This is a genomic window from Streptomyces sp. S3(2020), from assembly GCF_013044505.1.
In the GTDB taxonomy this organism is placed as follows: domain Bacteria; phylum Actinomycetota; class Actinomycetes; order Streptomycetales; family Streptomycetaceae; genus Streptomyces.
Window position 1 is genome coordinate 1 of record NZ_JABERD010000087.1, and the last position, 19386, is coordinate 19386.

A 19386-nucleotide genomic window follows, 5' to 3' on the forward strand; every position below is an offset into this window, starting at 1 on the left:
GTCCGAAGGTCAGCGCCCGCCCGGCGAAGGCGATTCATCGCCCCCGGGTGACGACGTGTACGGCGCGCCCACCGTGGTGCGTCCCATGGAGCCGCCTCCCCGGCGTCCGCCCACGGGTCGCGAACCGTCCACGCCCGACGACGGCCCGCCGCCACCACCGCCACCTCCTCCGCCGCCGCCGGGGAGGCCTAAGGGGCGGAGGTGATCCAGACCCGGATGACACGGGCCGCGCGGCACGCCGACCACTTGGCCGGTAACCATCGGTCCGGTCACCCGACATGTGCCCATAGAGTCGTAGCCGCCACGTAAGGCCCCCGCCACTTGAGCGACGCTCAGTGTTCCCTGTCCGTCAGGCGGACCTCAGGGGCGGAAGGCACTGGGTGCCGGATACGGTGGGTACACCATGAGCGCTTCGCAGACCTCCGACGTCCCCACTCTTCTCGTCAAGATCTTCGGCAAGGACAGGCCGGGCATCACAGCCGGACTCTTCGACACTCTCGCCGCCTACTCCGTCGACGTGGTCGACATCGAGCAGGTCGTCACCCGTGGCCGCATGGTGCTGTGCGCGCTCGTGACCGAGCCGCCGCGCGGGTTGGAGGGCGACCTGCGCAGAACCGTCCACAGCTGGGCGGAGTCGATGAAGATGCAGGCCGAGATCATCTCCGGCCTGGGCGACAACCGGCCCCGTGGCCTGGGCCGTTCCCTCGTCACCGTGCTCGGACATCCGCTCACCGCGGAGGCGACCGCCGCGACGGCCGCGCGGATCACCAAGGCCGGCGGCAACATCGACCGTATCTTCCGGCTGGCCAAGTACCCGGTGACGGCGGTCGAGTTCGCGGTGTCCGGCGTGGAGACCGAGCCCCTGCGGACCGCCCTGGTGACCGACGCCGCCGCGCTCGGCGTGGACGTCGCCGTCGTCGCGGCCGGGCTGCACCGGCGCGCGCAGCGGCTCGTCGTCATGGACGTCGACTCGACGCTCATCCAGGACGAGGTCATCGAGCTCTTCGCCGCGCACGCCGGCTGCGAGGACAAGGTCGCCGAGGTGACGGCGGCCGCGATGCGCGGGGAGCTGGACTTCGAGCAGTCGCTGCACGCGCGCGTGGCCCTCCTCGAAGGGCTCGACGCCTCGGTCGTGGACAAGGTGCGCACCGAGGTGCGGCTGACCCCCGGCGCCCGCACCCTCATCCGTACGCTCAAGCGCCTCGGCTACCAGGTCGGTGTCGTCTCCGGCGGGTTCACCCAGGTCACCGACGACCTCAAGGAGCGCCTCGGGCTGGACTTCGCCCAGGCCAACACCCTGGAGATCGTCGACGGGAAGCTGACCGGCCGGGTCACGGGCGAGATCGTGGACCGGGCGGGCAAGGCGCGGCTGCTGCGCCGGTTCGCCGCCGAGGCGGGGGTGCCGCTGGCGCAGACCGTGGCCATCGGCGACGGTGCCAACGACCTGGACATGCTCAACGCGGCCGGCCTCGGGGTCGCCTTCAACGCCAAGCCGGTGGTCCGGGAGGCGGCGCACACCGCGGTGAACGTGCCGTTCCTGGACACCGTGCTGTATCTGCTGGGCGTGACCCGCGAAGAGGTCGAGGCGGCGGACACGCACGACGAGATCGACTGACCCGGTCTACGACGTGGAGAAGGGCCCGGCACCAGTGTGGTGCCGGGCCCTTCTCACAGGGTTCTCACATCGGTCGGATCATTCGGACGGTGCCCAGTAGTCCAGGAGCGTGGTCGCGCCCGGCTCCAGCGTCTTCCAGGGGCCGGTGAACGACAGGACGGCGAAGGCGGCGGCCGGGAAGCCGCGGCGGCTCATCCGCTCGCGGGCGTCGCCCTCGGCCGAGCCGGCCAGGATGTCGGCGAGGCCCTGCACGCCCGGGTTGTGGCCGATCAGGACGATGTTCCGCGCGTCGTCGGGGGTTTCGTTGAGCACGGCGATCAGCTCGCCGGGGGAGGCCTCGTAGACCCGCTCCTCGTAGACGGTTTTCGGCCGGTGCGCGAACTCCTGCACGGCGAGCTTCCAGGTCTCGCGGGTCCGGGTCGCGGTGGAGCACAGAGCCAGGTCGAAGGGGATTTCGGTGTCGGCCAGCCGGCGTCCGGCTTCTGCGGCGTCCTTGCGGCCCCGGTCGGCGAGCGGCCGCTCGTGGTCGGTCACCTGTGGCCAGTCGGCTTTCGCATGCCGGAAGAGGACGATCCTGCGGGATTCTGCGACGCTCATGAGACCCAGCTTCGCATGAAACAGGCCATAAGGCGCAGGGAGTTGACATGCGGCTTCATCCGCGCGTGGAGGTGAGCGGGGACCGGTCCGGCCGGGGTGCTCAGCGTGTGACCAGCTGCTGTACGCGCTCGAAGAACTGGGTGATCAGGGGATCGTCCGCGGCGGCGTGCGCGTCGGACGGGTTCAGGATCAGCGCGAGCAGCGTGATGAAGGCGAGCGTCGGCAGGGCGAGGGCCCACCAGGGCAGCCGGATGTCGACGCGTCCCCGGGTCGCCGGGCGGAGCGGGGTGTGCGTAGGGGCCGACATGGGTGCCTCCGCGTCTTCGAGTGGGCCGGTGGTCCGCTGTGCCGCGGTCACATCTCGAAGTTACGGAACGCCGGGCCCTCAACCCATCCGGTGATCCACCCAGTTGACCCTGAGACTCGCCCCCTAGGGGATGGTGGGGCTAGCCCCACCCCCGCCGGTTCAGGGTGAGGCGATCGACGCGATGACGGCGATGATCACGAAGATGGCGAGGAACGCGCCGAAGACGAGCAGCATCTTCTTCTGGCCGTTCTGCGGGTTCGGGTCGAGCACTGGCATGCGGCCAGTCTCGCACCCCCGGCCGGCACCGGATCCGCCGGGGTGGCGGTCAGCGGGCCGCCTCCTCCTCGACCGTCCTGTCCCGTCCCGCGAGGACGCCCACGACCATCTGCGGGACCATCAGGGCGGCCATGAGGGCGATCGGCAGGCCCCAGCCGCCGCTGTGCTGGTAGAGCACGCCGACCAGGAGCGGGCCCGGGATGGAGATCAGATAGCCGGTGCTCTGCGCGAACGCGGACAGCTGGGCGACGCCGGCACCGGTCCTGGCCCGCATCCCGACCATCGTCAGGGCCAGCGGGAAGGAGCAGTTGGAGACGCCGAGCAGCAGAGCCCAGAGCCAGGCTCCGGAGGCGGGCGCGAAGTAGAGGCCGGCGTATCCGGCGAGGCCGCAGAAGCCGAGCACGAGGACGATCGGGCCCTGGTGCGGCAGGCGGGTGGCCATGCGCGGGATGACGAAGGCGAGCGGTACGCCCATCACCATCGTGACGGCGAGCAGCAGCCCGGCCGTGCTCGCGGACACGCCCGCGTCCCGGAAGATCTGCGCCATCCAGCCCATGGTGATGTAGGCGGCGGTGGCCTGGAGCCCGAAGAAGACGGCGAGCGCCCAGGCGGTACGGCTGCGGGTGATCCGCAGTGCGGGCCGCGCCTCGCGCGCGGATCCCTCCTCGGCGGGCGCCGTCCCCCGCCGCCGTACGGACGGGATCCACGGCAGGACGGCCGCGGCGGCCAGCCCCGCCCACACCGCGAGCCCGGTCTGCCAGCTGCCGCCCAGCTCGTCGGTCACCGGCACGGTCACGGCGGCCGCGGTGGCCGTGCCGAGGGCGAGGGCCATCGAGTACAGGCCGGTCATGGTGCCGACGCGGTCCGGGAACCAGTGCTTGACGATGACGGGCATCAGGACGTTGCTGACCGCGATGCCCATGAGGGCGAGGGCGCTGGCGGCCACGAAGCCGGCCGTGCCGCCCGTGTAGGGCCGTATGAGCAGGCCGGCGGTGATGGCGACCATGCCGGCGCACACCACCGCTCCCGGTCCGAAGCGGCGGGCCAGGCGCGGTGCCATGACGCCGAAGAAGGCGAAGCAGAGCGGGGGTACGGAGGTCAGCAGCCCGGCCACGCTCCCGCTCATGCCCAGTCCGTCGCGGACCTCCTCCAGGAGGGCGCCGAGGCTGGTGATGGCGGGCCGCAGGTTGACGGCGGCCAGGACGATGCCGAGCACGAGCAGCCGTGTCGGCCACGCGCGTGTGGCCGTCGCCGGGGGCTCGCTCGCCGCCGAGCTGCGGATGTGCGGGGACGTCAGCGTCCGGGTCTTCTCACGTGCCATGCCGCCTATCATAGAATCATGGGATGATTGGTTGTCCATCCCCCGGCTGCCCCGGCTCCGGGATTCCGTGCGAAGGTGTGCCATGCCTCTGAGCCACCCCCGTCGATCGGCGCTGTCCGAGCAGGTCATCGCGGCGCTGCGGCAGCAGATCACGTCGGGCGAGTGGCCGGTCGGCTCACGCGTCCCGACGGAACCGGAGCTCGTCGAGCAGCTCGGGGTGGCCCGCAACACGGTCCGCGAGGCCGTCCGCGCGCTCGCGCACAACGGCCTGCTGGACATCCGCCAGGGCTCCGGCACCTATGTCGTGGCGACCAGTGAGCTGGCCGGTGTGATGCACCGCCGGTTCGCCGACGCCGACCCCCGGCACATCGCCGAGCTGCGCGCCACGCTGGAGTCGTCCGCGGCGCGACTGGCCGCCGAGCGGCGCACGGAGAAGGACCTCAAGCAGCTCGACACGCTTCTCGTACGGCGTGAGGAGGCGTGGGAGTCGGGGGACGCGGAGGCCTTCGTGACGGCGGACGCGTCCTTCCACCTGGCGGTGGTGGCGGCTTCCCACAACGACGTGATGTCGGCGATGTACGCGGACCTGGGCGAGGTGCTGCGGGACTGGCTGCGCGAGGACGTCGGCGAGGAGCTGACGCCGGAGACGTACATGGACCACGCGCGGCTGGTCGACGCGATCCGCGTGGGCGACGCGGAGACGGCCGCGGCGGAGGCGGCGGGCTATCCGTTCCTGTGCCGGCCGGGCCGGTTCACCGCTTCTGGTGGCTGACCCACACCGAGCGGACTTCGTTCCAGCAGCGGCCGTCCAGACGTACGGTCTGCGCGGGTCCGGCGTCGACGGGGGCACCGTCGCTGTCGACGTCCCACCAGCGGTCGCACTCGATGTGCAGCCGGACGCGGTCGACGTCGGGGTACGGGTTGTGGCAGTAGGCGGTCACATGGGAACCGGTGACCCTGCTGAGGCAGGTGGCGCCGAACAGCTCGGGCGCCTCGGCCTTCGGTCTCTCCACGCGTGCGTGCGGTGATGCGTCGTGCGGCAGGGACAGCAGGAGGGCTACGGCGACGGCTGCTGGGGCCAGGCTGCGGGACAGGCGCACAAGGGGACCTCCTCGGCCGTGCTGGGGAGGGAATCACGTGGTGAACACGTAATCCAGGGTGCGCAGTTGTGGACCGTCGGCGCCCGGCCGGGTGGGCCGAACGGGTGAGGGCCCGCGTTCCGGGGAACGCGGGCCCTCACACCGTGGGAGAAGTCACGCGCCGATGGCGTGCAGACCGCCGTCCACGTGGACGATCTCGCCGGTGGTCTTCGGGAACCAGTCGCTCAGCAGGGCGACGACGCCCTTGCCGGCCGGCTCCGGGTCCTCCAGCTTCCACTCCAGCGGGGAGCGGCTGTCCCACACGGACGCCAGCTCGGCGAAGCCGGGGATCGACTTCGCGGCCATGGAGCCGATCGGACCGGCCGAGATCAGGTTGCAGCGGATGTCGTGCTTGCCCAGGTCACGCGCCATGTAGCGGTTGGTGGCCTCCAGGGCGGCCTTGGCCGGGCCCATCCAGTCGTACTGCGGCCAGGCGAACTGCGCGTCGAAGGTGAGGCCGACGACGGAGCCGCCCTCGGTCATCAGCGGCAGCAGCGCCATGGTCAGCGACTTCAGGGAGAACGCGGAGACGTGCATGGCGGTGGCCACGGACTCGAACGGCGTGTTCAGGAAGTTGCCGCCGAGCGCGTCCTGCGGCGCGAAGCCGATGGAGTGCACGACGCCGTCGAGCCGGTCGCCGAGGTGCTCACGGACCTGGCCCTCCAGGCGGGCGAGGTGCTCGTCGTTGGAGACGTCGAGCTCCAGGACCTTGACCTTCTCCGGCCGGGGCAGCTTCTTGGCGATGCGCTCGGTGAGCGTCGGCCGCGGCCAGGCGGTGAGGATGATCTCCGCGCCCTGCTCCTGGGCCAGCTTGGCGGTGTGGAAGGCGATGGAGGACTCCATCAGCACACCGGTGATGAGGATCTTCTTCCCCGCGAGGATTCCAGTCGTGTTCGTCATCGTGCTCAGTGACCCATTCCCAGTCCGCCGTCAACCGGGATGACGGCTCCAGTGATGTACGAGGCGTCGTCCGAGGCGAGGAACCGCACCGTCGCGGCGATCTCCTCAGGCTGCGCGTAACGACCGAGCGGCACCTGCTTCACGATGTTCTCGCGCTGCTCGTCGGTGAGCGCCTTGGTCATGTCGGTGTCGACGAAGCCGGGCGCGACGACGTTGAAGGTGATGTTGCGCGAGCCGAGCTCACGGGCGAGGGAGCGCGCGAAGCCGACCAGGCCGGCCTTGGAGGCGGCGTAGTTGGCCTGGCCGGGACCGCCGTACAGACCGACGACCGAGGAGATGAGGACGACGCGGCCCTTCTTGGCGCGGAGCATGGCGCGGTTGGCGCGCTTGACGACGCGGAAGGTGCCGGTGAGGTTGGTGTCGAGGACGGACGTGAAGTCCTCCTCGGACATACGCATCAGGAGCTGGTCCTTGGTGATGCCGGCGTTGGCGATCAGGACCTCGACGGGACCGTGCGCGTCCTCGATCTCCTTGTAGGCCTGCTCCACCTGCTCGGTGTCGGTGATGTCGCACTTGACGGCGAGGCAGCCCAGTTCCGTCAGGGCGGCCGGTGGCTCACCCGAGCGGTACGTGATCGCGACCTTGTCGCCGGCTTCGGCGAAAGCTCGGGCGATGGCGAGGCCGATGCCCCGGTTGCCTCCGGTGACGAGAACCGAGCGGCTCAACGGATCACCCTTTCGATAGCGGTCTGAACTCACCCGCCCGGCATCTCGATGGCAGGCGGCTTCCTTCGAAACCTATCGGTCTGCCCCGGCGGGCGGACATTCGGGCACCGACAGTGGCTCAGGGGCCGCACTGTCGGGTCCCTACAGAAGAGGGTGACTACGCACGGAAACTTATGGTCCCCGGACCTGCCCACACGACATGATCGGAGTCCACAGGTCACGAGAGCAGGGAGATACCTCGGTGCCTCATTCCATCGACGAAGCCTTCACAGCGCTTCCCCTACGCGCCCTGGCCGACGCCGCGCTGGCACGCGCGCGTGCGTTGGGCGCCGAGCACGCGGACTTCCGGTTCGAGCGGGTGCGCAGCGCGTCCTGGCGGCTGCGGGACGCCAAGCCCGCCGGGTCGTCGGACACCACCGACCTCGGGTACGCGGTGCGGGTCGTGCACGGCGGCACGTGGGGTTTCGCGTCGGGCGTGGACCTGAGCATGGACGCGGCGGCGCGGGTCGCCTCGCAGGCCGTGGCGATGGCGAAGCTGGCCGCCCAGGTGATCAAGGCGGCGGGTTCGGACGAACGCGTCGAGCTCGCCGACGAGCCGGTGCACTCCGAGCGGACATGGGTCTCGTCGTACGAGATCGATCCGTTCACCGTGCCCGACGAGGACAAGGCCGGGCTGCTCGCCGACTGGAGCGCGCGGCTGCTGGCGGCCGACGGGGTCAACCACGTCGACGCCTCGCTGCTGACCGTCCACGAGAACAAGTTCTACGCCGACACCGCCGGGACCGTGACCACCCAACAGCGGGTGCGGCTGCACCCCGCGCTGACCGCGGTGTCGGTCGACGAGTCCAGCGGCGAGTTCGACTCCATGCGCACGATCGCCCCGCCCGTCGGCCGCGGCTGGGAGTACCTCACGGGCACCGGCTGGGACTGGGACAGCGAACTCGAGCAGATCCCGGAGCTGCTCGCCGAGAAGATGCGGGCGCCCAGTGTCGAGTCGGGGGTGTACGACCTGGTCGTCGACCCGTCCAACCTGTGGCTGACCATCCACGAGTCCATCGGCCACGCCACCGAGCTGGACCGCGCCCTCGGCTACGAGGCCGCCTACGCCGGCACCTCCTTCGCCACCTTCGACCAGCTCGGCAAGTTGCGGTACGGCTCCGACCTGATGAACGTGACGGGTGACCGCACCGCCGAGCACGGTCTGGCGACCATCGGCTACGACGACGAGGGCGTCGCGGGTCAGTCCTGGGACCTGGTGAAGGACGGCACGCTCGTCGGCTACCAGCTGGACCGGCGGATCGCGAAGCTGACCGGTTTCGAGCGGTCCAACGGGTGCGCGTTCGCCGACTCCCCCGGGCATGTGCCCGTGCAGCGCATGGCCAATGTCTCCTTGCAGCCCGATCCGGCCGGGATGTCGACCGAGGATCTGATCGGCGGGGTCGACCGGGGCATCTACGTCGTCGGCGACCGCTCATGGTCGATCGACATGCAGCGCTACAACTTCCAGTTCACCGGGCAGCGGTTCTTCAGGATCGAGAACGGCCGGATCACCGGTCAGCTGCGGGACGTCGCCTACCAGGCGACCACCACCGACTTCTGGGGCTCGATGGCCGCGGTGGGCGGTCCGCAGACGTACGTCCTCGGGGGCGCCTTCAACTGCGGCAAGGCCCAGCCGGGTCAGGTCGCGGCGGTGTCGCACGGCTGCCCGTCCGCCCTCTTCAAGGGCGTCAACATCCTCAACACGACGCAGGAGGCGGGTCGATGAGCGCGCAGTCCAAGAAGGCGCACAAGCCGCACGAGATCGTCGAGCGCGCCCTGCAGCTGTCGCGGGCCGACGGCTGTGTCGTCATCGCCGACGAGCAGTCCACGGCGAACCTGCGCTGGGCCGGCAACGCGCTCACCACCAACGGCGTCACGCGCGGGCGCACGCTCACCGTGATCGCGACGGTCGACGGCAAGGAGGGCACCGCCTCCGGAGTCGTCTCACGGGCCGCGGTGACCGTGGACGAGCTGGAGTCCCTGGTGCGGGCCGCGGAGGCCGCCGCGCGCGGTGCGGCGCCCGCCGAGGACGCGCAGCCGCTGGTGACGGACGTACCGGCGTCCCCCGACTTCACGGACGCGCCCACCGAGACCTCCTCCGCGGTGTTCGCCGACTTCGCCCCGGCGCTCGGTGAGTCCTTCGCACGCGCGCGTGCGGGCGGCCGCGAGCTGTACGGCTTCGCCAACCATGAGCTGGTCTCCAGCTACCTCGGTACGTCGACGGGTCTGCGCCTGCGTCACGACCAGCCCAACGGGACGCTGGAGCTGAACGCCAAGTCGCCGGACCGTACCCGCTCGGCGTGGGCCGGCCGCTCCACCCGGGACTTCAAGGACGTCGACCCGGCCGCGCTGGACGCCGAGCTCGCCGTACGCCTCGGCTGGGCCGAGCGGAAGCACGACCTGCCCGCCGGACGGTACGAGACGCTGCTGCCGCCGACCGCCGTGGCGGATCTGCTGATCTACCAGATGTGGTCGGCGTCGGGCCGGGACGCGGTCGAGGGCCGGACCGTGTTCTCCAAGCCCGGCGGTGGCACCCGGCTCGGCGACCGGCTGACCGAGCTGCCGCTGACCCTGCGCAGCGACCCGAACGAGCCGGGCCTGGAGTCCTCGCCCTTCGTGCTCGCGCACTCCTCCGGCGGCGATTCGTCGGTGTTCGACAACGGGCTGCCGCTGACGGCCACCGAGTGGATGCGGGCGGGCGAGCTGAGCGGCCTGCTGACCAGCCGGCACAGCGCCGGGCTGACCGGGCTGCCGGTGGCGCCGGGCATCGACAACCTGATCCTGGACGGCGGCGAGGACCGCTCCCTGGAGGAGATGGTCGCGAACACCGGGCGCGGGCTGCTGCTGACCTGCCTCTGGTACATCCGCGAGGTCGACCCGGCCACGCTGCTGCTGACCGGTCTGACCCGCGACGGCGTCTACCTCGTCGAGAACGGCGAGGTCACCGGGGAGGTCAACAACTTCCGGTTCAACGAGTCGCCGGTGGACCTGCTGGGCCGGGCCACGGAGGCCGGGCGCACGGAGAAGACGCTGCCGCGGGAGTGGAGCGACTGGTTCACCAGGGCTGCGATGCCGGCCCTGAGGGTGCCGGACTTCAATATGAGCTCTGTCAGTCGGGGCGTATAACCTCGTAGCTGGTTGTCACCCGACCGCCGAAGATCATCCAAGGAGATACGAGAACCGTGACGGACATCGTCGACGAGCTGAAGTGGCGCGGGCTCATCGCCCTCTCCACTGACGAGGACGCGTTGCGCAAGGCGTTCGCGGACGGCCCCGTCACGTTCTATTGCGGGTTCGACCCGACCGCGCCCAGCCTGCACCTCGGCAACCTCGTGCAGATCCTGACGATGCGCCGGATCCAGCAGGCGGGGAACCGTCCGCTGGGACTGGTGGGCGGTGCGACGGGTCTGATCGGCGACCCCAAGCCGACCGCGGAGCGGACGCTGAACTCGCCGGACGTCGTGGCCCAGTGGGTCGAGCGGCTCCGGGCGCAGATCACCCCGCTGCTCGACTTCGAGGGCCCGAACGCCGCGATCATGGTCAACAACCTGGACTGGACCCAGGGGCTGTCGGCCATCGAGTTCCTGCGGGACGTCGGCAAGTACTTCCGGGTCAACAAGATGATCGCGAAGGAGGCCGTCGCCCGGCGGCTGAACTCCGACGCGGGCATCGGCTACACCGAGTTCAGCTACCAGATCCTGCAGGGCATGGACTTCCTGGAGCTGTTCCGCAGGCACGGCTGCACGCTCCAGACCGGCGGCAGCGACCAGTGGGGCAACCTCACCTCGGGCACCGACCTGATCCACCGGGTCGAGCCCGACGCCGTGGTGCACGCGCTGGCCACGCCGCTGATCACCAAGGCCGACGGCACCAAGTTCGGCAAGACGGAGTCCGGCACGGTCTGGCTCGACCCCGAGATGACCACGCCGTACGCCTTCTACCAGTTCTGGCTGAACGCGGACGACCGGGACGTCTCCAAGTTCCTGCGCATCTTCAGCTTCAGGTCCCGCGAGGAGATCGAGGAGCTGGAGCGGCAGACCGAGGAGCGTCCGCAGGCGCGTGCCGCACAGCGCGCGCTGGCGGAGGAGCTGACGACGCTGGTGCACGGCGCCGGTCAGACGGCCGCCGTGGTCGCGGCGAGCCGTGCGCTGTTCGGTCAGGGCGAGCTGGCGGAGCTGGACGAGAGGACGCTGACGGCGGCCCTCTCCGAGGTGCCGCACATCCAGGTCGCCGAGCTGGGTCTCGTCGTGGACCTGCTCGCCGAGGTCGGCCTGGTCGCCAGCAAGTCCGCCGCGCGGCGGACCGTGAAGGAGGGCGGGGCCTACGTGAACAACGCGAAGGTCGCCGCGGAGGACTCCGTCCCGGTGAAGGAGGACCTGCTGCACGGCAGGTGGCTGGTGCTGCGACGCGGGAAGAAGAACCTTGCCGCTGTCGAGGTCACCGGTACGTGAGCGCCGTAGGGGCGCGGGGATCTGCGGGCTACCACTCTCGTCGTGGTCGCTCGCGCAGTTCCCCGCGCCCCTTCAGGTCTGCTGAGGTCAGGCCTGTTGCTTTTTCTTGCCCAGTGTCGCCATGTAGGCCATGTCGCCGACGCCCACGATGATGATCGCGGCGACGAGCTGGAAGGCGTGGCGGCTCCAGTCGATGCCGGAGGTCTCGTCGACGCCCGCGGCCCGCGCGATGGCGTTGCCGGCGATGGCGCCCAGCATGCCGAAGATGGTCGTCAGCCAGAGGGGACTGTGCTGCTTGCCCGGGAGGATCGCCTTCGCGATCAGGCCCAGCACGAATCCCACGATGATCGCCCACAACCAGCCCATGGCTGCCTCCTAGTACGGCTCGACGTGAGCATTACGCCCAGTGTCGGCCCATGCGCCGTACGGCGCATGTCGAGTGGGCCGTACGTGCTACGGCGCAGGTCTCCCGCCCGGGCGGGAGGTGCCCCGGTCTCGTAGGCGGCGGAGGCGCGGCGTAACGTAGGACGTGTCCGGGCCCGGTTCCTTCGCCGGGGGCGGAGTGGGTACGGGCCGGGGAGAGTCCGATGCGGGCGGATGGTGGAATGTGATGCGGAAGCAGCACGCGGCAGGTAACGCCCAGGTTTTCCGGATCACCGGAGCCCGTCAGGGGCTTCAGGACGATGTCCGCGGCCGGCAGCGGCGGTATGTGATCTCGATGGGCGTGCGTACGCTGTCGGTGATCCTCGCGGTCTCGCTCTGGAACGTCGAACGGCACGTCGCGATCGTCGCGTTGGTACTGGGCGCTCTGCTTCCCTACGTCGCGGTGGTGATCGCCAACGCGGGGCGGGAGAACGCGCCGTCGTTGCCGTCGACTTTCGTGACCGCGCCCACGCCCCCGATGATCACGCCGCCGACCGCCGCGAGGGGCTCCGCGGAACCGTTCCCGGAAGACGTAGCGGGCGGTTCGGAGGCGGGTGTACGGGGGGAGCCGCGCGAGCGGACATGACCTTGGCGGAGGGTCCGAATCCGGAAATCGCCCCCGTACCAAGCTCAAGAAAAGCTCAGATCAATCATGTTGTTCCAGTGCCGGGCGACGGGCTAGCCGTGACATACTTCCTACGCGCTCCGCATCCCCCGTCGGAGCGACAGACCGACGCCGGGCAGCTCCCCCCGTGGCTGCTCGGCGTCGCCTTGTTCACCGCACTTTGTGAGACGAACCAGTGAGTGAAGAGACCGCCCCGATCTGCTCTGCCAAGGGCTGCCGAGCCGACGCGGTGTGGGTGCTCGCGTGGAACAACCCGAAGATCCATACGCCGGAGCGTCGCAAGACGTGGCTGGCGTGTGAGAAGCACCGGGAGCATCTGTCGCAGTTCCTCGGGGTGCGGGGGTTCCTGAAGGACGTGGTCCTGCTCGGGGAGTGGGAAGCGCGGGGTCAGGTTCCCTAACCGCCGATCGCCGACATCGGCCTGTCCGGCTGCACGAACGACGGGTCGTCCAGGCCGGCGCCGGCCTTCTTGCCCCACATCGCCACCTTCCAGATCCGGGCGATCTCCTCGTCCGGGGCGCCCGAGCGCAGGGCCGCGCGCAGGTCGGTCTCCTCCCTCGCGAACAGGCAGGTGCGGACCTGGCCGTCGGCGGTGAGGCGGGTGCGGTCGCAGGCCGAGCAGAAGGGGCGGGTGACCGAGGCGATGACCCCGACCACATGCGGTCCGCCGTCGACCAGCCAGCGTTCCGCGGGGGCCGAGCCGCGCTTCTCGGAACCCTCTTCCGTCAGCTCGAAGCGGGTGCGCAGGGAGGTGAGGATGTCGCCGGCCGTGATCATGCCGTCGCGCTTCCAGCCGTGCTGGGCGTCCAGCGGCATCTGCTCGATGAAGCGCAGTTCGTAGTCGTGCTCGACCGCCCAGGCCAGCAGGTCGGGGGCCTCGTCGTCGTTCAGACCCGGCATCAGGACCGAGTTGACCTTGACCGGGGTCAGACCCGCCTCTCGGGCCGCGTACAGGCCCTCGATGACGTCCTTGTGGCGGTCCCGGCGGGTGAGGGTCTTGAAGACGTCCGGGCGCAGGGTGTCCAGGGAGACATTGACCCGGTCCAGGCCCGCCGCCTTCAGGGCCGCAGCGGTGCGCTTGAGGCCTATGCCATTGGTCGTCAGGGACATCTGGGGGCGGGGATCCAGGGCCGCGACGCGCTCCACCATGCCCACCAGACCGGGGCGCAGCAGCGGCTCGCCGCCCGTGAAGCGGACCTCCTCGATGCCCAGCGAGGTGACCGCGATGTCGATCAGGCGGACGATCTCGTCGTCCGTGAGCAGGTCGGGCTTGGCCAGCCACTGCAGGCCCTCCTCGGGCATGCAGTACGTACAGCGCAGATTGCACCGGTCGGTCAGCGACACTCTCAGGTCGGTGGCCACTCGGCCGTAGGTGTCGATGAGCACGTGGGCCCCCTCCCTCGTCCGTGAACTGTCGGAGCACTCCAGGAGCGCTCTTTTCCCGTCACTTGCGAGCCTACGTGACCGCACCGACAACGACAGGTCCCGATCCCACGAGGTAAGACGCGGCCGTGTCGTAGGGATCTACGACACGGCCGCTCGGTGGATCGTCCTAGTGCGCGCCGGTGCCGGTCAGGGACCGGACCTCCAGCTCCGCGTACTTGCCGGCGTCGGGCTCCTCCTTGGACAGGACGGTGCCGAGCCAGCCCATCGCGAAGCCGAACGGGATGGAGATGATGCCCGGGTTCTTCAGCGGGAAGTAGGCGAAGTCGACGTCCGGGAACATCGCCTTCGGGTCGCCGGAGACGACGGGCGAGAACAGCACCAGGCCGACGGCGACGATCAGACCGCCGTAGATCGACCAGAGGGCGCCCTGGGTGGTGAACTTCTTCCAGAAGAGGCTGTAGAGGATGGTCGGCAGGTTCGCGGACGCGGCGACCGCGAAGGCGAGTGCGACCAGGCCGGCCACGTTGAGGTCGCGGGCGAGGGCGCCCAGGCCGATGGCCGCGGCACCGATGAAGACGGTCGCCAGGCGGGCCGCGCGGACTTCTTCCTTGCCGGACGCCTGGCCCTTGCGGATGACGTTGGCGTAGATGTCGTGCGCGAACGAGGACGACGAGGCCAGGGTCAGGCCCGCCACCACCGCCAGGATCGTGGCGAAGGCGACCGCCGAGATCGTGGCCAGCAGGATCGCGCCCCAGGCCGAGTCGACGCCGCCCAGGTGCAGGGCGAGCAGGGGGGCCGCCGTGTTGCCGGACGGGTTGGATTCGATGATCTCCTTCTGGTCGATCAGCGCGGCGGCACCGAAGCCGAGCGCGATCGTCATCAGGTAGAAGCCGCCGATGATGCCGATGGCCCAGTTCACGGACTTACGGGCGGCCTTGGCGTTGGGGACCGTGTAGAAGCGGATCAGGATGTGCGGGAGACCCGCCGTGCCGAGCACCAGGGCGATGCCCAGGGAGATGAAGTCCAGCTTGGAGGTGCCGGTGGCGCCGTACTGGAGGCCGGGCTCCAGGAAGGCGGAGCCCTTGCCGCTCTTCTCGGCGGCCGTGCCGAGCAGGTCGGAGATGTTGAAGTTGAACTTCAGCAGCACCAGGAACGTAATCAGGATCGTGCCGCTGATGAGGAGGACGGCCTTGACCATCTGGACCCAGGTGGTGCCCTTCATGCCGCCGATGGAGACGTACACGATCATCAGGATGCCGACGAGGGCGACGATGGCGACCTTGCCCGCGTCGGAGGTGATGCCGAGCAGCAGCGAGACGAGGACGCCCGCGCCGGCCATCTGGGCCAGCAGGTAGAAGATCGAGACGACGATCGTGGAGGTGCCGGCCGCGGTACGGACCGGGCGCTGGCGCATGCGGTACGCCAGCACGTCACCCATGGTGTAGCGGCCGGAGTTCCTGAGCGGCTCGGCGACCAGGAGCAGCGCCACCAGCCAGGCGACGAGGAAGCCGATGGAGTACAGGAAGCCGTCGTAGCCGAAGAGGGCGATGGCGCCGGCGATGCCGAGGAACGACGCGGCCGACATGTAGTCGCCGGAGACCGCGAGGCCGTTCTGGAAGGCGCTGAACTGGCGTCCGCCGGCGTAGAAGTCGGCGGCGTCCTTGGTCTGGCGGCCCGCCCAGACCGTGATGACGAGGGTCGCGACGACGAACACCGCGAAGAGGGTGATGATCAGCGGCCGGTGCTCGCTGGCCTCGCCGGCCGCCAGGACACTCTGCTGCGCGATGCTCATGCGTCGCCCTCCATACGGGACTTGATCGCCTCGGCCTTGGGGTCGAGCTGCGCGGCGGCGTGCCGCGAGTACCACCAGGCGATGAGGAACGTGGTGACGAACTGGGCGATGCCGAGAACGAAGGCGACGTTGATGTTGCCGAACAGCTTGGTGCCCATGAAGTCGCCGGCGAAGTTCGACAGCAGGACGTACAGCAGGTACCAGGCGATGAAGCCGACGGTCAGGGGGAAGGCGAAGGAGCGGTAGGAGTGGCGCAGTGCACCGAACTCCGCGCTCTCCTGCACCGCGGTGAACTCCTCGGTGCTGGGGAGTTTGTGCTGCTCTTTCGAGGGGGGCGGTGCGTCGGTAGCCACGGAGTCTCCTCGCGTTGCGGGTGCTGTTGCCACGGTGGACGGGGACGGGTCGGGATTCGGGGACGGGCTCGGTACGACGGACATGTGACGGCTCTGTTCCTCGCGGTGACCAGGGGGCTCGATCGTGCTCGTGCTCCCTGTCCAACGTCACGGCGGCACGCGAGGAGCGGTTCAACTGCCCGGGCTTCTTTCCGAAGTCACCTCGGGTAGGTCATTGCTGGCCAGCGACTTCGCGGGATAGCTTCGCCACTGCACCACCCGTCATGTACCTGCCCGAGCACCATCTGTGTTCGGGCGGTTCTCGTTTCCGGATGATGTGGAGACCCCATGTCCCGTCTGCGTTCCAGACGTCGGCTCGCACTCGCTGTACCCGTCGTTCTCTCGCTGACCGCCTCGCTCGGCTTCCTGCCGACGGCCGCGTCGGCCGCCCCGTACGCGGAGCCGACCGCGCAGGCCGCTGACGCGCCCAACCTGTCGTACGTGGTCAACACCAAGGTGGACCGCAAGACGATCGCGTCCGTGAAGAAGGCCGTCGTCGCCAAGGGCGGCACGATCGTCATCACGTACGAAAAGATCGGCGTGATCGTCGTCCACTCGGCCAACCCCGACTTCGGCGCACAGATACGCGCGGTGCGCGGCGTGCAGTCGGCGGGTGCGACGCGCACCTCGGCGCTGACCCCCGCGAGCACCACGGACGAGGGCGCGGCCCAGATCCTGACGAAGGCACAGGCCGAGAAGATCGAGAGCGCCTCCGCGGCCGACGCGGAGAGCGAGCCTCTTGAGGCCGACCAGTGGGACCTGCGCGCGATCGGCGCCGACAAGGCCGCACAGATCAACCCGGGCAGCAAGAAGGTCACCGTCGCCGTCATCGACACCGGCGTCGACGACACCCACCCGGACATCGCGCCGAACTTCTCCGCCTCGCAGTCGGCCAACTGCGACGGCGGTGTCGCGGACACCACCGAGGGCGCCTGGCGCCCGTACACCGTGGACGACTACCACGGCACGCACGTGGCCGGTGAGATCGCCGCCGCCCGCAACGGCATCGGTGTGGCCGGTGTCGCGCCCGGTGTGAAGGTCTCGGCCATCAATGTGACCGACCCCAGCAACGGCCTCTTCTACCCGGAGAGCGTCGTCTGCGCGTTCGTGTTCGCCGCCGACCACGGTGTCGAGGTCACGAACAACAGCTACTACGTGGACCCGTGGCTGTACAACTGCCTCGACGACCCCGACCAGAGGGCCATCGTCGACGCGGTCAACCGGGCCTCGCTGTACGCCCAGAAGAAGGGCACGCTCAACCTGGCCTCGGCGGGCAACTCCAACGACGACCTCGACTCGGACGCCCTCGTCGACGACAGCAGCCCCGACGACTCCACGCCGGTGACGCGCACCGTCGACCCGCACGAGTGCTTCGACGTGCCGACCCAGCTGCCGGGTGTCGTGACGGTCAGCGCGACGGGCGTGCAGAACCTGAAGTCGTACTACTCCTCGTACGGTTACGGTGTCGTCGACATCGCGGCCCCGGGCGGTGACCGGCTCTACCAGATCCCGGACACGCCGTCGAAGAACGGCCGCATCCTGTCGACCATGCCGAACAATTCCTACGGCTTCCTCCAGGGCACCTCGATGGCCTCGCCGCACGCCGCGGGCGTCGCCGCGCTGCTGAAGTCGACGCACCCGAAGGCGTCCCCGGCGCAGTTGCAGGCGCTGCTCAAGGCGCAGGCGACCAACCCGGGCTGCCCCGCCTCCTACGACCAGGACGGCGACGGCACGCAGGACGCGACCTGCGTGGGGGGCAAGCGGGTGAACGGGTTCTACGGTTACGGCATCGTCAACGCGCTGCGCGCGGTCAAGTAGCCCACGGACCACCCGCACGGTCCGCTCGTACCGCGAACGAACTGGAGACAGCATGACAGCGCCTGACCCGCGCTTTCGCCGTGCACTGGCCATCCCGGTCGGGATGGCCATGGCGACGGCACTCGCGTTCCTGCCGAACGTCTCGGCATCCGCGGCGGAGTCGGCGGCGGAGTCCCCCGCCGCGGACCCGACCTCGCTCAGCTATGTCGTCAACGTCAGCCCCGGACACGGGCCTTCGAAGCATGTGAAGAAGGCGATCTCCGAGGCCGGCGGCACGATCGTCACGTCGTACGACCAGATAGGCGTGATCGTCGTCCACTCGGCGAACCCCGACTTCGCCAAGGCCGTGCGCAAGGTGCGCGGGGTGGAGTCGGCCGGCAACACCCGTAACGCGCCGCTGCCCGCGCAGTCGACGACGGATGTGGGTACGCCGAAGGTGATCGACGCCGCGGACGTCGCGGCCGCCGAGGCGGTCGACGGACAGGATCCGCTGGAGCCCCTTCAGTGGGACCTGCCCGCCATCAAGGCGGACAAGGCGCACGAGAAGTCGCTCGGCAGCAGCAAGGTGACCGTCGCCGTCATCGACACCGGCGTCGACGACACCCACCCGGACATCGCGCCGAACTTCGACCGTGCGGCGTCGGTCAACTGTGTGACGGGCAAGCCGGACACGACCGACGGGGCGTGGCGGCCGACCACGGGGGAGAGCCCGCACGGCACGCACGTGGCCGGTGAGATCGCGGCCGCCAAGAACGGCATCGGCATGACGGGCGTGGCGCCCGGCGTGAAGGTGTCCGGCATCAAGGTGTCCACGACGGCCGGCTACTTCTACACGGAGGCCGTGGTCTGCGGCTTCGTGTGGGCGGCCGAGCACGGTGTCGACGTGACGAACAACAGCTATTACACCGATCCGTGGTACTTCAACTGCAAGAACGACCCGGACCAGAGGGCGCTCGTCGACGCCGTCTCCCGGGCCTCGCGGTACGCGGAGAAGAAGGGCGCCGTCAATGTCGCGGCGGCCGGCAACGAGAACTACGACCTCGCGGCCGACGAGATCACCGACCCGGTCTCCCCGAACGACGCCACGCCCTCGGACCGGGTGATCGACCCGTCGAAGTGCCTCGACATCCCGACCCAGCTGCCGGGTGTCGTGACGGTCGCGGCGACCGGGGCGAAGGGCATCAAGTCGTCCTTCTCCAACCATGGTCTGGGCGTCATCGACATCGCCGCGCCCGGCGGCGACTCGACCCGCTTCCAGACCCCGGCCCCGCCGGCCACCAGCGGCCTGATCCTGGGCACGCTGCCGGGCGGCGGCTGGGGTTACATGGCCGGTACGTCGATGGCCTCGCCGCATGTCGCGGGTGTGGCCGCGCTCATCAAGTCGACGCACCCGAAGGCCTCTCCGGCCCTGGTGAAGGCCCTGCTGTACGCGGAGGCCGACGCCACGCCGTGCACCGACCCGTACGACATCAACGGCGACGGGAAGGTCGACGCGGTGTGTGAGGGGTCGAAGAACTACAACGGCTTCTACGGGTGGGGTACCGCCGACGCGCTGGACGCGGTGACGAGGTGACGCTCAC

Annotated in this window: 20 protein-coding genes; 9 read left to right on the forward strand and 11 right to left on the reverse strand. The window is 69.8% G+C overall.

What is annotated here, in order from left to right; genetic code table 11:
- The first annotated feature begins 403 nt into the window (after positions 1–403).
- The gene (gene serB / locus HLK59_RS25880) at positions 404–1615 is read left to right on the forward strand and encodes a phosphoserine phosphatase SerB (protein ID WP_171143907.1); all 1212 of its coding nucleotides are present in this window, start codon (positions 404–406) and stop codon (positions 1613–1615) included.
- Positions 1616–1693: 78 nt separating this feature from the next.
- On the opposite strand, the gene HLK59_RS25885 is transcribed toward serB, so the two are convergent.
- The 4 genes from HLK59_RS25885 to HLK59_RS25895 all read right to left on the reverse strand — a co-directional run bounded on the left by HLK59_RS25885 (position 1694) and on the right by HLK59_RS25895 (position 4128).
- On the reverse strand, positions 1694–2212 hold the full coding sequence (locus tag HLK59_RS25885; protein ID WP_171143908.1) for a histidine phosphatase family protein: 519 nt from the start codon (positions 2210–2212) through the stop codon (positions 1694–1696).
- Between the two features lie 100 nt (positions 2213–2312).
- Positions 2313–2519 (reverse strand): hypothetical protein, encoded by a 207-nt coding sequence (locus HLK59_RS25890; RefSeq protein ID WP_171143909.1) that lies wholly within the window; start codon positions 2517–2519, stop codon positions 2313–2315.
- 159 nt (positions 2520–2678) lie between these two features.
- Positions 2679–2795 (reverse strand): SGM_5486 family transporter-associated protein, encoded by a 117-nt coding sequence (locus HLK59_RS52050; protein WP_266829118.1) that lies wholly within the window; start codon positions 2793–2795, stop codon positions 2679–2681.
- 49 nt (positions 2796–2844) lie between these two features.
- Positions 2845–4128, reverse strand: coding sequence for a CynX/NimT family MFS transporter (locus tag HLK59_RS25895; RefSeq protein WP_171143910.1), 1284 nt, complete (start codon positions 4126–4128; stop codon positions 2845–2847).
- Positions 4129–4198: 70 nt separating this feature from the next.
- Here HLK59_RS25895 and HLK59_RS25900 point away from each other — a divergent pair, with 70 nt between their 5' ends.
- Positions 4199–4888, forward strand: a complete 690-nt coding sequence (locus HLK59_RS25900) for a FadR/GntR family transcriptional regulator (RefSeq protein WP_171143911.1) — start codon at positions 4199–4201, stop codon at positions 4886–4888.
- Here the strand turns inward: HLK59_RS25900 and HLK59_RS25905 are convergent.
- From HLK59_RS25905 to fabG, 3 genes are all read right to left on the reverse strand, one after another.
- Positions 4869–5216: a hypothetical protein gene (locus HLK59_RS25905; protein ID WP_171143912.1), complete on the reverse strand. Its 348-nt coding sequence runs from the start codon at positions 5214–5216 to the stop codon at positions 4869–4871. The two genes, HLK59_RS25900 and HLK59_RS25905, sit on opposite strands and share 20 nt — an antisense overlap.
- Before the next feature lie 153 nt (positions 5217–5369).
- On the reverse strand, positions 5370–6155 hold the full coding sequence (gene fabI / locus HLK59_RS25910; RefSeq protein ID WP_171143913.1) for an enoyl-ACP reductase FabI: 786 nt from the start codon (positions 6153–6155) through the stop codon (positions 5370–5372).
- Between the two features lie 5 nt (positions 6156–6160).
- Entirely contained in the window at positions 6161–6880 is a 720-nt protein-coding gene (fabG, locus tag HLK59_RS25915) for a 3-oxoacyl-[acyl-carrier-protein] reductase (protein ID WP_171143914.1), read from the reverse strand.
- Positions 6881–7121: 241 nt separating this feature from the next.
- On the opposite strand from fabG, the gene HLK59_RS25920 reads away from it, so the two are divergent.
- Genes HLK59_RS25920 through tyrS form a run of 3 tightly spaced genes read left to right on the forward strand, consistent with a single transcriptional unit; the run spans position 7122 to position 11370 of the window.
- Positions 7122–8645, forward strand: a complete 1524-nt coding sequence (locus HLK59_RS25920; protein WP_171143915.1) for a TldD/PmbA family protein — start codon at positions 7122–7124, stop codon at positions 8643–8645.
- Positions 8642–10045, forward strand: coding sequence for a metallopeptidase TldD-related protein (locus HLK59_RS25925; RefSeq protein WP_171143916.1), 1404 nt, complete (start codon positions 8642–8644; stop codon positions 10043–10045). Before HLK59_RS25920 ends, HLK59_RS25925 begins: the two co-directional genes overlap by 4 nt.
- Before the next feature lie 56 nt (positions 10046–10101).
- Entirely contained in the window at positions 10102–11370 is a 1269-nt protein-coding gene (tyrS, locus tag HLK59_RS25930; RefSeq protein ID WP_171143917.1) for a tyrosine--tRNA ligase, read from the forward strand.
- A gap of 87 nt (positions 11371–11457) precedes the next feature.
- Here the strand turns inward: tyrS and HLK59_RS25935 are convergent, their stop codons facing one another.
- Positions 11458–11736, reverse strand: a complete 279-nt coding sequence (locus HLK59_RS25935; RefSeq protein WP_171143918.1) for a GlsB/YeaQ/YmgE family stress response membrane protein — start codon at positions 11734–11736, stop codon at positions 11458–11460.
- 244 nt (positions 11737–11980) lie between these two features.
- Between HLK59_RS25935 and HLK59_RS25940 the strand changes: the two genes are divergently transcribed.
- Together HLK59_RS25940 and HLK59_RS25945 are read left to right on the forward strand one after the other, a co-directional pair.
- The gene (locus HLK59_RS25940; RefSeq protein WP_171143919.1) at positions 11981–12379 is read left to right on the forward strand and encodes a DUF3099 domain-containing protein; all 399 of its coding nucleotides are present in this window, start codon (positions 11981–11983) and stop codon (positions 12377–12379) included.
- A gap of 214 nt (positions 12380–12593) precedes the next feature.
- Complete coding sequence (locus HLK59_RS25945; protein ID WP_171143920.1) at positions 12594–12818, forward strand: hypothetical protein; 225 nt, start codon at positions 12594–12596, stop codon at positions 12816–12818.
- Here the strand turns inward: HLK59_RS25945 and moaA are convergent.
- From moaA to HLK59_RS25960, 3 genes are all read right to left on the reverse strand, one after another.
- Positions 12815–13804 (reverse strand): GTP 3',8-cyclase MoaA, encoded by a 990-nt coding sequence (moaA, locus tag HLK59_RS25950; RefSeq protein WP_346779811.1) that lies wholly within the window; start codon positions 13802–13804, stop codon positions 12815–12817. The two genes, HLK59_RS25945 and moaA, sit on opposite strands and share 4 nt — an antisense overlap.
- Positions 13805–13970: 166 nt before the next feature.
- Entirely contained in the window at positions 13971–15596 is a 1626-nt protein-coding gene (locus HLK59_RS25955) for a cation acetate symporter (protein ID WP_171143921.1), read from the reverse strand.
- Positions 15593–15949, reverse strand: a complete 357-nt coding sequence (locus tag HLK59_RS25960; protein ID WP_171143922.1) for a DUF485 domain-containing protein — start codon at positions 15947–15949, stop codon at positions 15593–15595. The genes HLK59_RS25955 and HLK59_RS25960 overlap by 4 nt, the downstream gene beginning before the upstream one ends.
- A gap of 327 nt (positions 15950–16276) precedes the next feature.
- Between HLK59_RS25960 and HLK59_RS25965 the strand changes: the two genes are divergently transcribed.
- Both HLK59_RS25965 and HLK59_RS25970 read left to right on the forward strand, forming a co-directional pair.
- The gene (locus HLK59_RS25965; RefSeq protein ID WP_171143923.1) at positions 16277–17806 is read left to right on the forward strand and encodes a S8 family serine peptidase; all 1530 of its coding nucleotides are present in this window, start codon (positions 16277–16279) and stop codon (positions 17804–17806) included.
- Positions 17807–17858: 52 nt separating this feature from the next.
- Positions 17859–19379, forward strand: coding sequence for a S8 family serine peptidase (locus HLK59_RS25970; RefSeq protein WP_171143924.1), 1521 nt, complete (start codon positions 17859–17861; stop codon positions 19377–19379).
- The last annotated feature ends 7 nt before the right edge of the window (positions 19380–19386 follow it).

Bases quoted from the DNA above. Each gene is read 5' to 3' on its own strand.
- HLK59_RS25970 (WP_171143924.1), top strand. From the start codon at position 17,859: ATGACAGCGCCTGACCCGCGCTTTCGCCGTGCACTGGCCATCCCGGTC.
- HLK59_RS25955 (WP_171143921.1), bottom strand. From the start codon at position 15,596: ATGAGCATCGCGCAGCAGAGTGTCCTGGCGGCCGGCGAGGCCAGCGAG.
- HLK59_RS25965 (WP_171143923.1), top strand. From the start codon at position 16,277: ATGTCCCGTCTGCGTTCCAGACGTCGGCTCGCACTCGCTGTACCCGTC.
- HLK59_RS52050 (WP_266829118.1), bottom strand. From the start codon at position 2,795: ATGCCAGTGCTCGACCCGAACCCGCAGAACGGCCAGAAGAAGATGCTG.
- fabI (WP_171143913.1), bottom strand. From the start codon at position 6,155: ATGACGAACACGACTGGAATCCTCGCGGGGAAGAAGATCCTCATCACC.
- serB (WP_171143907.1), top strand. From the start codon at position 404: ATGAGCGCTTCGCAGACCTCCGACGTCCCCACTCTTCTCGTCAAGATC.
- HLK59_RS25895 (WP_171143910.1), bottom strand. From the start codon at position 4,128: ATGATAGGCGGCATGGCACGTGAGAAGACCCGGACGCTGACGTCCCCG.
- HLK59_RS25900 (WP_171143911.1), top strand. From the start codon at position 4,199: ATGCCTCTGAGCCACCCCCGTCGATCGGCGCTGTCCGAGCAGGTCATC.
- HLK59_RS25925 (WP_171143916.1), top strand. From the start codon at position 8,642: ATGAGCGCGCAGTCCAAGAAGGCGCACAAGCCGCACGAGATCGTCGAG.
- HLK59_RS25935 (WP_171143918.1), bottom strand. From the start codon at position 11,736: ATGGGCTGGTTGTGGGCGATCATCGTGGGATTCGTGCTGGGCCTGATC.
- HLK59_RS25940 (WP_171143919.1), top strand. From the start codon at position 11,981: ATGCGGAAGCAGCACGCGGCAGGTAACGCCCAGGTTTTCCGGATCACC.
- HLK59_RS25890 (WP_171143909.1), bottom strand. From the start codon at position 2,519: ATGTCGGCCCCTACGCACACCCCGCTCCGCCCGGCGACCCGGGGACGC.
- HLK59_RS25885 (WP_171143908.1), bottom strand. From the start codon at position 2,212: ATGAGCGTCGCAGAATCCCGCAGGATCGTCCTCTTCCGGCATGCGAAA.